The organism is Thioclava sp. IC9, assembly GCF_002213225.1.
GTDB lineage: Bacteria > Pseudomonadota > Alphaproteobacteria > Rhodobacterales > Rhodobacteraceae > Thioclava > Thioclava nitratireducens.
In genome coordinates this window covers 396771-408499 of record NZ_NBNX01000004.1, presented here as the reverse complement: position 1 = coordinate 408499, position 11729 = coordinate 396771, and the positions used below count along the sequence as shown (strand labels likewise).

Sequence of the window (11729 nt, the reverse complement as noted above, 5' to 3'; positions counted from 1 at the left end):
TACGCGAGGAAACCCCTGAGATCGCGGCTGGGTTCCTCAGTCGTAGCTGCGCTGGTCGTCGATGACCTTACCATCATTCGGAAGCGACCCCGGCGCCACCAGTTCGATCACGCCTTTCATCTTGAGCGCCGCGCGCACGCCGCCGTCGAAACGCGTCGGGTCGTCGGCCTCGGTTTCGATCTGCACGGTCATCACGTCCATCTCGCCGTCGCGTGTGGCGATGACGCGGGCCTTCTGCACCTCTGCATGGGCGGAGACGAAGCTCGCCACCTGTTCGGGGCGTACGAACATGCCCTTGATCTTGGTGGTCTGATCGGCGCGGCCCATCCAGCCCTTGATACGCATGTTGGTGCGCCCACAGGGGCTGACGCCTTCCATCACCGCCGAGAGATCGCCGGTGGCGAAGCGGATCAGCGGGTAGTCGGGATTGAGCGTGGTCACGACGACCTCGCCGACCTCGCCGGGGGCCACCGGATCGCCGGTGCCGGGGCGGACGATCTCGACGATCACGCCTTCGTCCACGATCATCCCCTCCATCGCGGCGCTCTCATAGGCGATGTTGCCCAGATCGGCGGTGGCGTAACATTGCAGGCAGGAGATCCCACGGTCGGCATAGCTCTGGCGCAGGCTCGGGAAGAGTGCGCCGCCCGACACGGTGGCCTTGGTGATTTTCAGAGCCTCGCCCATCTCTTCGGCTTTCTCGAGGATGATGCGCAGGTAATCGGGCGTGCCCGCGTAAACCGTCGAGCCGATATCGGCGGCGGCGCGGACCTGCAGCTCCGTCTGGCCGGTGCCTGCGGGCAGCACGGCGGCGCCGACCGTGCGCGCGGCATTTTCGAACATCATCCCCGCCGGGGTGAGGTGGTAACCAAAGCAGTTCTGCACGATATCGCCCGGACCGACGCCTGCGGCATGGACGAAGCGCCCCAGCCGCCACCAATTGTAACTGACATCGCCGGGCTCGTAGATCGGACCGGGCGACTGGAAGATATGGGCGAAGGCATGTGCGGGTTTCATGACCAGCCCGCCGAAGGGTGGCGCGCCTTTCTGCGCGGAGCCGAGGTCGGACTTGCGTAGCACCGGCAGCTTCGCGAGCGCCTCGCGCGATGTGACAGCTCTCGGGTCGACGCCTTGCAGATGCGCCGCGATCCCCGGAGCCGTCATCGCCGCGCCGATCAGAGCTGGCAGGCACTCCGCCAAAGAGGCCTCACGCGCGTCGGCGCTGCGGGTTTCCAATTCGTCGAAATGTTCGCGCATCTCTCGACCCTTTCAGTTCAGCGGACAGACCGCCCCTGTGCCGCGCCGAAAATGCTGCGCAGCAATTTAATTGAATCAGTAGGTTAGCGTCACGCCAGCCAGCGTTTCCGGCGGCGATAGCTGCGCACGTCGCGGAAGCTCTTGCGGCCTTCGTCGGACATGCCGAGGTAGAATTCCTTCACGTCCGGGTTCTCGCGCAATTCCTTTGCGGGACCGTCCATCACGATGCGGCCGCTCTCCAGAATGTAGCCGTAATGCGCATAGCGGAGCGCGACGTTGGTGTTCTGCTCGGCCAGAAGGAATGTGACGCCTTCGTTCTCGTTGACCGATTTCACGATCTCGAAGATCTGCTCCACCAGCTGTGGCGCGAGACCCATCGAAGGTTCGTCCAGCAGGATCGTCTCGGGGCGGCTCATCAGCGCGCGGCCCATCGCGACCATCTGCTGCTCCCCGCCCGAGGTATAGCCCGCCTGCGATTTGCGGCGCTCCTTGAGGCGCGGGAAATAGGTGTAGACCATCTCCAGATCGTCCTGAATCGCGGCGCGCCCGTCCTTGCGGGTATAGGCACCGGTCAGCAGGTTTTCCTCGACGGTCAGGTGTTCGAAACAGTGACGTCCCTCCATCACCTGGATCACGCCCTTGCGGACCAGATCGGCGGGGGAGCCGTCCTGCACCCGTTCGCCGCGATAGGTGATCGAGCCTTTCGTCACCTCGCCGCGTTCGGACTTGAGCAGGTTGGAGATCGCCTTGAGCGTCGTCGTCTTGCCCGCGCCGTTGCCGCCAAGAAGCGCGGTGATCCCGCCCTTGGGCACGCTCAGGCTGACCCCTTTGAGCACGAGGATGACGTGATTGTAGATCACCTCGATATTGTTGACCTCGAGCAGGGTCGTGTCGGATTTCGAAGCGTCGAGCATGGTTCTCTCCGGGACGTTGGGGTGGCCCCCGGCGGCGCGCGCCGGAGGCCGTTTTCGATCAGTTACACTGGTTGGTGATGCCGTTTTCCGAAGCGAAGGCTGCGGAATCTTCTTCGATCAGCGGGTTGAGCACGTCCTTGTCGGATTCGATCCAGTCGGAGGCTTCGTTCCACTTCTTCGCAGCGGCATCCCACTGGAAGACCTTGGCGGAGCCGGGCCCCCCGTGGTTCTCACAGCTCGCCTTGATCGGCTGGGCGAAGTTCGGCAGGCCGAGCTCTTCCAGACGGGCTTCGGTGAGGTCGAGGTTCTCGAAACCGTCGCGCACTTCGGCGGCGTTGACGTTCGACTTGCCGGTCATTTCCTGCGCCTTGCGGATCGCTTCCGAGATGATCATCGCCGCGTACATGCCGCGCGAGTAGAGCATCGTGCCGACCTCGTCGCCCGCACCCGAGGCCTTGCCGGCATCGACCACGTATTTCTTCAGGTCGTCATAGACCGGGTAGTCCATGCCGGTGCCGTGGAACGAGAGCGCCTTGTAGCCCGAGGCCTTGTCGCCTGCCGGAGCCACGTCGTTCTCCGAACCCGACCACCAGACGCCGATGAAGTGATCCATCGGGAAGCGGATGTTGACGGCTTCCTGGATGGCGACCTGGTTCATGACGCCCCAGCCCCACATCAGGACATAGTCGGGCTTGTCACGACGGATCTGAAGCCACTGCGACTTCTGCTCCTGACCGGGATGGTCCACGGGTAGGGTCGACAGCTCGAAACCGTGCTTCTTGGACAGCTCTTCGAGCGTGCGGATCGGCTCCTTGCCGTAGGCAGAGTTGTGGTAGACCAGCGCGATTTTCTTGCCTTTGATGTCGCCACCTTCCTGATCAATGATGTGTTTGATCGCGACCGAGGCGCCATCCCAGTAGTTGGCCGGGAAGTTGAAGACCCACTTGAACACCTTGCCGTTCGCGGCCGAAGTGCGGCCGTAGCCCGGGGTGTAGAGCGTGATGCCGTCAGCGGTGACCTTCGGGATCAGCTGATAGGTGATGCCGGTCGAGAGTGGGTTATAGGCCAGCGCGCCTTCGCCCTTGGTGGACTCATAGCATTCCACGCCCTTCTCGGTGTTGTAGGCGGTTTCGCATTCGGGCGTCTTGACCATCTCACCGCCAATGCCGCCGTCACGCTCGTTAAGCAGGGTGAAATAGTCGTTGAAGCCATCGGCGTAGGGGATGCCGTTCGCGGCATAGGGCCCGGTGCGATAGCTGAGGTTCGGCACCACCAGTTCGGCGAAAGCCGGGGCCGTGGTCAGCGTCATCGCCGCCGCGACCAATGCGGTTAGGGTCTTCTTCATTCGGTTCTCCTCCCAGAATGTTCGAGTTTTGCGCCGGGCGTTTCCCGGTTCTTTGTGTTGGGCGGCCCGGCCCTCAGTGCGGGAAGGGCCAAAGCCGGAGTTTCTCTTTCGCGACGCGCCAGAGCTGTGCGAGGCCGTGCGGTTCCGCGATCAGGAAGGCCACGATCAGCCCGCCCACGATCATCAGCTCGATATGGGCGGCGAGATCCGTGGGCCAACCGAAGGTGCCGACGAGCACGTTCTTGAGGAAGACCGGCAGCAGCACGAGGAAGGCAGCACCCGCAAACGAGCCGAAGATCGAGCCCAGACCGCCGATGATCACCATGAAAAGGATCAGGAAGGACTTCTGGATGCCGAAGGCTTCGCCCACTTCCGCCGCGCCAAGGTAGACCGCGAAGAACAGAGCACCCGCGATGCCGATGAAGAAGGAGCTGACCGCGAAGGCCGACAGTTTCGTCGTCAGCGGGTTCACCCCGATGATCTCGGCGGCGATATCCATGTCGCGGATCGCCATCCATTTTCGCCCCACGGTGCCACGCGTCAGGTTGCGCGCGACCAGCGCCACCAGCGTCAGCATCACGAGGCAGAACATGTATTTCGCCATCGCCGAGGTCTGCGCGCCAGTCACGAACACGCCGAACACGGTGCGCTCGGGCGCGTTGATCTGACCCGAGGCCGAGTAATTGTAGAACCACGGCACCTTGTTGAAGAGCCAGACGAGGAAGAACTGCGCCGCCAGCGTCGCCACCGCGAGGTAGAAACCCTTAATGCGTAGGCTCGGCAGGCCAAAAATCACGCCGACTGCTGCCGTGATGAACCCCGCGATGATCACGTGGAAGAAGATGTTGATATCCGGGAAGGCCGTCATCAGTTTGTAGACGGAATAGGCGCCCACCGCCATGAAGCCGCCGGTGCCAAGGCTGACCTGCCCGGCATAGCCCACGAGGATGTTCAACCCGATCGCCGCGATGGCGTAGATCAGGAAGGGCACCGCGACCGCGTTCGCCCAGTAGTCGTTGATGAACAGCGGCACGATCCCGAAAGCGACCACCAGCACCGCGTAATAGCGCAGCCGGTCGAACTTGATCGGGAAGGTCTGGCTGTCCTCCCGGTAGGATGTCTTGAAATCACCTGCTTCGCGGTAAAACATCAGCCTCTCCCTTTCGCCAGGGAGAGCGCGTCGTCCCCCGTCAGCAGTCGCCGCGCCGGATCCTCACCCAGGCCCAGAGCCCGGCACCCGCCCCCAGGGCGGCCAGCACGATATTCAGTGTTTGCAAGGTGGTCGGTTCTTCCGGCGGCGCGGCCAGCGCGATCCATCCGAACGCGAGCGCAGCTCCCCAGCCAATCGTGAACACGGTTGCGCAGGTCTTCATCGGTACCGGTCCTCCCAATGATCGTCACATCAGCGCGACGACACTGGGCTCCCCTCCCGTTGACGCCACGATATGCGGCAGCTTGTCGCACCCCTGCGACGCGATCAAGATTTTTCTCACCTTGCCGTGACAGCATCGTGATCATCGGTCAGACCCTCTCGATGATCTTCTCGCCGAACAGACCCTGCGGCCGGAACACGAGGAAGACGAGCGCGAGGACATAGGCGAACCAGTTCTCGGTCGCGCCGCCAAGGAAGGGCGCCCCGATCAGCAGTTCGAACAGTTTCTCGCCCACACCGATGATCAGACCGCCGACGATGGCGCCGGGGATCGAGGTGAAGCCGCCCAGCATCAGCACCGGCAGCGCCTTGAGCGCAATCAGCGAAAGCGAAAACTGCACGCCCGATTTCGAGCCCCACATGATGCCCGCGACCAGCGCCACGAAGCCTGCGATGGACCAGACGAGGATCCAGATGAAGCGCAGCGAGATCCCGACCGAAAGCGCGGCCTGGTGATCGTCTGCCACGGCACGTAACGCCCGGCCCTGCTTGGAGTATTGCGAGAAAACGGTCAGCGCGGCCACCAGCAGCACCGCGACGATGGCCGCGACGATATCGAGATTGTCGATGAAGAAGCCGTAGCCGAACATGTTGTAGGTGACGGTGTCGATGGTCTCGTTGATGCCCTGCGGCAGCCCCACATCGAGCGTCTTGATGTCCGAGCCCCACATCACGTCCCCGAAGCCTTCGAGGAAATAGGCCATCCCGATTGTCGCCATGAAGAGGATGATCGGCGCCTGGTTGACCAGATGCTTGAGCACCAGCTTTTCGATAATGATCGCGAGGATCACCATCACTCCCGCCGCAAGCAGTATCGCGACGATCGCCGGAATCTCCCACGGAAAGTTCGTGTAGTGATTGCCCGTCATCGCGTTGATGAGATGGGCGAAGGGCACCTGACCCTTCTGGATGCCGACCAGCGTCAGCGCCGCGAAGAGTGCGAGCACGCCCTGCGCATAGTTGAAGATGCCGGAAGCTTTGAAGATCAGCACGAAGCCCAGAGCCACGAGCGCGTAGAGCACCCCGGCCATCAGGCCGTTCAGCGTCACCTCGGCGGCGTAGAGAACGATATCAGGCATGACGCGCCTCCGATGTCTGAATTGCGAAGCGGATGGTCTCAGTCATGGGCCACCCCCAGATAGGCGTCGATCACGTCTTGATTGTTGCGCACCTCGTCGGGCGAGCCGTCACCGATCTTCTTGCCGTAATCCATCACGACCACGCGGTCGGAGAGATCCATCACGACGCCCATATCGTGTTCGATCAGGACGATGGTGGTGCCGAATTCGTCGTTCACGTCGAGGATGAAGCGGCTCATGTCCTCTTTCTCTTCGACGTTCATCCCGGCCATCGGCTCGTCGAGCAGCAGGATCTTCGGCTCCGCGGCAAGCGCGCGCGCCAGTTCCACCCGCTTCTTCAGGCCGTAAGGCAGACGCCCCACCGGCGTTTTTCGGATATTCTGGATCTCGAGGAAGTCGATGATCTTCTCGACCTTCTCGCGGTTCTCGTGTTCCTCGGCGGCGGCACCGGTCCACCACCAACCCGCCTGCGACACGAGACCCTTCTTCATATGGGTCAGCCGGCCGGTCATGATGTTGTCGAGCACCGACATGCCGTCGAACAGCGCGATGTTCTGGAAGGTGCGTGCGATACCAAGACGCGCGACCTGATAGGGTTTCATCGGCCCGCGCTTGATGCCCTTGTAGAACACCTCGCCCTCGGTCGGGATATAGAAGCCCGAGATGACGTTCAGCATCGAGGATTTCCCCGCGCCGTTCGGACCGATGATCGCGCGGATTTCGCCCTCGCGGATGTCGAAGGAGATATCCTTGATCGCCACCACCCCGCCGAAGCGCAGCGTGATGTTCTTCATCTCCATGATGACCCCGCCGATCTGGCGGCCGTCGGCGGTGACGTATCCGTCTTGCATGTCTTTCATTCCGCCGCCTCCGCCATCTGTTTCGGGGCCACGACCTTCGCGTCGGCGATCTTCAGCGTCGCCTTGATCGAGCCCTTGCGCCCGTCCTCGTAGGTCACTTCCGTTTCGGTGTAGATCTCGTCGCGCCCGTCATAGAGCGCCGCGATCAGGTCGGCGAATTTCTCGCCGATCACGTTGCGGCGTACCTTGCGGGTCCGGGTCATCTCGCCGTCATCGGCGTCGAGTTCCTTGTGCAGGATCAGGAAGCGATGGACCTGACAGCCCGAGAGCATCGGGTCTTCGGCGATGCTTTCATTCACCTCTTCGACGTGTTCGCGGATCATCTCGTAGACGCGCGGGTGGCCCGCAAGCTCCTGGTAGGAGGCGTAGGAGATGTTGTTGCGTTCGGCCCAGTTGCCGACCGCCGTGAGGTCGATATTGATGAAGGCCGTGCAGCGATCGCGCCCTGCGCCGAACACCACCGCCTCGAGGATCGAGGGGTAGAACTTCAGCTTGTTCTCGACATATTTCGGCGCGAACAGGCGACCGTCGGCCATCTTGCCCACATCCTTCGCGCGGTCGATGATCCGCAGATGCCCGGTGTCTTCCTCGAAGAAGCCCGCATCGCCCGTTGCGACCCAGCCTTCCGGGTCCTTGGTCGAGGCCGTACTTTCCGGGTTCTTGTAATACTCCACGAAGGTGCCGGGACTGCGATAGAAAACCTCGCCATTGTCGGCGATCTTCACCTCGACGCCCGGCGACGGCACGCCCACCGTATCGGCGCGTACTTCGCCATCGGGCTGCTGGGTGATGAAGACCGACGCCTCGGTCTGGCCGTAGAGCTGCTTCAGGTTGATCCCGAGCGAGCGGTAGAAGGAGAATATCTCCGGCCCGATCGCCTCGCCCGCCGTGTAGCCCACGCGGATGCGCGAGAAGCCCAGCGTGTTCTTCAGCGGGCCATAGACGAAGAGATTGCCCAGCGCATAGGACACCCGCTTGCCGAAGCTGACGGGCTTGCCATCGAGAATCTCGGGGCCGACATCGCGCGCGACCTTCATGTAATGGTCGAACAGCTTCTTCTTCAGCTTGCCCGCATCTTCCATGCGGATCATCACCGAGGTCAGCTGGTTCTCGAAGACCCGCGGCGGCGCGAAGAAATAGGTCGGCCCGATCTCACGCAGGTCGATCATCATCGTCTCGGGGCTTTCCGGGCAGTTCACGGTGAAGCCCGACCAATAGGCCTGCCCGATCGAGAAGATGAAATCGCCCACCCATGCCATCGGCAGGTAGGCCAGAACCTCGTCATTATGGTTCAGGTGATCGAATTCCGAGGACGCCTTCGCAGTCTCGATGATGTTGCGGTTCGACAGGACCACGCCCTTCGGCTTGCCCGTCGTGCCCGAGGTGTAGAGCATCACGCAGGTGCTGTCATAGGTCAGCTCGGCGATGCGCTTGTCGAGCTCGGCCTCGTAGCGCGAATGGCCCGCGCGGCCTTCGGCCTGCACGTCCTCCAGCGCGTTCATCCGCGAGTGGTCGTATTTCCGCATGCCGCGCTTGTCGGTGTAGGTGACATGGGTGATCGCATGGATGCGGTCCTCGATCTCGACGATCTTGTCGACCTGCTCCTGATCGCCGCAGACGACGAAGCGCGCGCCGCAATGCTCCATCACATAGGCCATCTCTTCGGCCGCCGCGTCCTGATACAGCGGCACCGGAATCGCGCCGCACATCTGCGCCGCGACCATCGACCAGTAATGCATGGGGCGGTTGCGCCCGATGATGGCGACATGATCGCCCCGCTCCACGCCGAGGCTCAGGAAACCCAGCGCCATGGCGCGGATTTCCTCGGCCGCTTCGGCCCAGCTCCAGCTCTGCCAGATCCCGAATTCCTTTTCGCGATAGGCGGGGTAGCCACCGTATCGGGCCACGTTCCGCGCCAAAAGCGCAGGAATCGATTGGGCAGAGTCCTGCCCCTTCGCGACTGCGTCAGCCAAATTTTCCTCCCTCGCGCCGGTATGTCCGGCGTCCCTCGACCGCTCTGGGCGCTCCTCCGCGCACAGTTCGGCATGGCTCGACAGTCTCTGTCAAAGTTTTCGTGATCTTTTCGTGATTGTAACGAATTCTTACGACTTCGCTGCGCAGCGAAACGCGCTTTGCCGCGCCGTCCGCCGGTGGTAGCAAAAGCCAAGGAGCGGGAGGGGCAAGGTGAGCGAAACAAGCCGCGAGCGGCTGACACAGGCGGGGCTGAACCTCATCGGACAGGCGCTGTCGATCTTCGACAGCGATCTGCGGCTGGCCGTGTCGAACCGGCAATACCAGCTCATGTTCGACCTGCCCGATGCGCTGACCCGACCCGGCACCACCTTCGAGGATACGATTCGCTTCCTCGTGACGCGGGGCGAATACGGCAAGGTGGACGATATCGAGGCCGCCGTCCGCGAACGGGTCGAGACCGCGCGCGCCTTCGAGGCCCATTACATGGAGCGGCAACGCGCGAATGGGCGCACGATCTCGGTCGAGGGCGCGCCTCTGCCCGAAGGCGGCTGGGTCACGGTCTATACCGATATCACGCCGGTGAAGCGGCAGGAGGCACTGTTGCGCGCGCGCTCCGAAGAGTTGTCGGGTCAGCTCCTCGACCATGCCGAGGCGCTCGCGGCGGCGAACCGCGAACTCGCCGCGACCAACATGGCGCTGGAGGAAACCTCGCGCCAACTGGCCATCACCGAGGCCCGCACCCGGCAGGTGACCGAGATGATGCCTGCCCATATCGCGCGGGTCGATCGCGACCTGATCTACACCTATTCCAACCGGCGTCTGTCAACCGTGATGCCCGGCTCGCTCGCCAATGCGGTCGGCCACCATGCGAGCGAGGCGCTCGGCCCCGAGACCTATCGCAAGATCACCCCCTGCTTTCGCCGCGCGCTTGCCGGCGAGGCAAGCGTGGTCGAGATCACCCATGACCCGTCGGGCCGCCGCATCCGCGTGGCGCTGACCCCCGATCTCGCGGGCGAGGACAAGGTAACCGGGATCTATATCCTCTCCACCGATGTCACGCACGAAGCGCAGGTCCGCGCGGCGCTGGCGCAAACGGCGAAGCGCGAATTGGCCGCGCAGCTGTCCTCGGGGCTGGCGCATGATTTCGCCAATCTGCTGACGATCATCCTCGGGTTGCAGGGGCGGCTCGAACGGATGGAGGGGCTGCCTGCGGAGGCGCAGGAGGCGATCCGCGCGACCCTTGGCGCGGCGCGGCGCGGCGGCACGCTTCTCGACCGGATCGCCGCGATCTCGGGCCCGCGCGAGCTGCGCCCGCAGGCGGTGGTGCTGGACGATCTCTTCGACGATCTCGCCGCGATGGCGGGGCCGACGCTGCACGATCCGGTGACGCTCGACTTCGCCAATAACGGTCTGAGCGACCCGATCCTGCTCGATCCCGGGCCGCTGCAGGACAGCCTTCTGAACCTGATCCTGAACGCCAATCACGCAATGCGGGCGAAGGGCGGCACGATCAGTATCGAGGCCCGCGCAGTGCGCGACACCTGGGTCGAGATCATCGTCACCGATCAGGGCGGAGGCTTCTCGGACGAGGCGCTCGAACACGCGCTCGACCCGTTCTTCACGACGAAGGGCAAGGAGGGCTCCGGGCTCGGCCTGTCGATGGTCTATGACCAGACCAAGCTCGCGGGCGGCACGCTGCGGCTGGAGAACACCGAGGACGGAGCGCGCGTAACGATGCGGCTACCGCTGAAAGCCGCCGCCCGGCAAGCCGACCCGATGATGGTTCTGCTGGTCGAGGATGACGAGGACATCCGCGCCAGCACCCGAGACATGCTCCGCGCCCTCGACCATACGGTCGTAGAGGCGGGTACGATCGCCGAGGCCGAGGCGCTTCTGAACCTGCCCGACATTGAACTGGTCCTGTCGGATATCCAGCTGCCCGGACCACGCAGCGGGGTGGATCTTGCCCGCAGTATCGGCGATCAGGTTCCAATGATCCTGATGACCTCGCTGCCACCGGGCGATGCGCTGCGCGCGCAGGCCCCCTGCCCGGTCCTTCAGAAACCCTTTACCGCCGCGCAGCTTGCGGCGTTGCTTGCGGGAGTGCCTCGATGAGTGCCGACCACCCCCTTGTCGCGATCCTCGACGACGAGCCCGAAATTCGCCGGATGCTCTCCGATGCGCTCGAAGAGGCCGGGTTTCGCACGACCTGCTATGCCCGCGCGACCGAGTTCGAAGTTGGGCTGAAGCGCTCTTCGCCGGATGTCTGCCTCGTCGATCTGGGGCTACCTGATCGCGACGGGCTGGCGCTGGTGCATCGGCTGGCGCTGGAATCCGGCGCTGCGATCATCATCATCTCGGGCCGCGCGCAGGTGCAGGACCGGGTGACTGGGCTGGAGCTTGGTGCGGATGATTACATCATCAAGCCCTTCGATCCCGCCGAAGTCGTGGCGCGCATCCGCGCCCGGCTGCGCAAGGGGCGCAGCGAAAGCCCTGCGCAGGCGCAAACCGCCCGTTTCGCAGGCTGGACCGCGCATTTCGACCGCTACCTCCTCGTCGCGGAGGATGGGGCCGAAACCTCGTTCTCCCATGCCGAGGGGGAGGTGCTGCGGCTGTTTCTCGAAAGCCCGAACCGGCTGATCACCCGCGCGCAGATGCAGGAAAGCTTGGGCGGCGCGGCGGGCGAGAGCTTCGACCGGGCGATGGATGTGCGGATCTCTCGGCTGCGCACGAAGCTTCGCGAAGATCCGAAAAACCCACGCCTTATCAAAACGATATACGGCGCGGGGTACATCTTCCTTGGCGAAGTCCGCTGGAGCTGAGGACATAGCCCGCGCTGCGGGCAGCAAGGCATTAACCTCTTTTTGC

10 protein-coding genes are annotated in these 11729 nt (G+C 63.4%); 2 read left to right on the top strand and 8 right to left on the bottom strand.

Annotated elements, in window-relative coordinates; translation table 11 throughout:
- Positions 1-36 precede the first annotated feature (36 nt).
- The 8 genes from B6V76_RS13425 to B6V76_RS13390 form a co-directional block, all read right to left on the bottom strand.
- Positions 37-1257 carry an AMP-binding protein gene (locus B6V76_RS13425; RefSeq protein WP_088719800.1) on the bottom strand — a complete coding sequence of 407 codons (1221 nt, stop codon included), beginning with the start codon at positions 1255-1257 and terminating at the stop codon, positions 37-39.
- An 89-nt stretch (positions 1258-1346) separates the two neighbouring features.
- Positions 1347-2171, bottom strand: a complete 825-nt coding sequence (locus tag B6V76_RS13420; RefSeq protein ID WP_075775417.1) for an ABC transporter ATP-binding protein — start codon at positions 2169-2171, stop codon at positions 1347-1349.
- Between the two features lie 58 nt (positions 2172-2229).
- The gene (locus B6V76_RS13415; protein WP_075775416.1) at positions 2230-3516 is read right to left on the bottom strand and encodes an ABC transporter substrate-binding protein; all 1287 of its coding nucleotides are present in this window, start codon (positions 3514-3516) and stop codon (positions 2230-2232) included.
- A 73-nt stretch (positions 3517-3589) separates the two neighbouring features.
- On the bottom strand, positions 3590-4666 hold the full coding sequence (locus B6V76_RS13410; protein WP_075775415.1) for a branched-chain amino acid ABC transporter permease: 1077 nt from the start codon (positions 4664-4666) through the stop codon (positions 3590-3592).
- 40 nt (positions 4667-4706) lie between these two features.
- Positions 4707-4889 (bottom strand): hypothetical protein, encoded by a 183-nt coding sequence (locus B6V76_RS13405; protein ID WP_075775414.1) that lies wholly within the window; start codon positions 4887-4889, stop codon positions 4707-4709.
- Positions 4890-5037: 148 nt separating this feature from the next.
- Positions 5038-6027 carry a branched-chain amino acid ABC transporter permease gene (locus tag B6V76_RS13400; RefSeq protein ID WP_075775413.1) on the bottom strand — a complete coding sequence of 330 codons (990 nt, stop codon included), beginning with the start codon at positions 6025-6027 and terminating at the stop codon, positions 5038-5040.
- Positions 6028-6065: 38 nt separating this feature from the next.
- Positions 6066-6887 carry an ABC transporter ATP-binding protein gene (locus B6V76_RS13395; RefSeq protein WP_088719801.1) on the bottom strand — a complete coding sequence of 274 codons (822 nt, stop codon included), beginning with the start codon at positions 6885-6887 and terminating at the stop codon, positions 6066-6068.
- A complete protein-coding gene (locus B6V76_RS13390) occupies positions 6884-8860 on the bottom strand; it encodes a long-chain fatty acid--CoA ligase (RefSeq protein ID WP_088727673.1) in 1977 nt (658 codons plus the stop codon). Before B6V76_RS13390 ends, B6V76_RS13395 begins: the two co-directional genes overlap by 4 nt.
- 211 nt (positions 8861-9071) lie before the next feature.
- Here B6V76_RS13390 and B6V76_RS13385 point away from each other — a divergent pair, with 211 nt between their 5' ends.
- Together B6V76_RS13385 and B6V76_RS13380 are read left to right on the top strand one after the other, a co-directional pair.
- A complete protein-coding gene (locus B6V76_RS13385) occupies positions 9072-10976 on the top strand; it encodes a PAS-domain containing protein (protein ID WP_088727672.1) in 1905 nt (634 codons plus the stop codon).
- Positions 10973-11683 carry a response regulator transcription factor gene (locus B6V76_RS13380; protein WP_075775409.1) on the top strand — a complete coding sequence of 237 codons (711 nt, stop codon included), beginning with the start codon at positions 10973-10975 and terminating at the stop codon, positions 11681-11683. Before B6V76_RS13385 ends, B6V76_RS13380 begins: the two co-directional genes overlap by 4 nt.
- The last annotated feature ends 46 nt before the right edge of the window (positions 11684-11729 follow it).

Excerpts from the sequence above, each read along its gene's own strand:
- B6V76_RS13405 (WP_075775414.1), bottom strand. The coding sequence starts at position 4,889 with ATGAAGACCTGCGCAACCGTGTTCACGATTGGCTGGGGAGCTGCGCTC.
- B6V76_RS13400 (WP_075775413.1), bottom strand. The coding sequence starts at position 6,027 with ATGCCTGATATCGTTCTCTACGCCGCCGAGGTGACGCTGAACGGCCTG.
- B6V76_RS13380 (WP_075775409.1), top strand. The coding sequence starts at position 10,973 with ATGAGTGCCGACCACCCCCTTGTCGCGATCCTCGACGACGAGCCCGAA.
- B6V76_RS13395 (WP_088719801.1), bottom strand. The coding sequence starts at position 6,887 with ATGAAAGACATGCAAGACGGATACGTCACCGCCGACGGCCGCCAGATC.
- B6V76_RS13415 (WP_075775416.1), bottom strand. The coding sequence starts at position 3,516 with ATGAAGAAGACCCTAACCGCATTGGTCGCGGCGGCGATGACGCTGACC.
- B6V76_RS13420 (WP_075775417.1), bottom strand. The coding sequence starts at position 2,171 with ATGCTCGACGCTTCGAAATCCGACACGACCCTGCTCGAGGTCAACAAT.
- B6V76_RS13425 (WP_088719800.1), bottom strand. The coding sequence starts at position 1,257 with ATGCGCGAACATTTCGACGAATTGGAAACCCGCAGCGCCGACGCGCGT.
- B6V76_RS13410 (WP_075775415.1), bottom strand. The coding sequence starts at position 4,666 with ATGTTTTACCGCGAAGCAGGTGATTTCAAGACATCCTACCGGGAGGAC.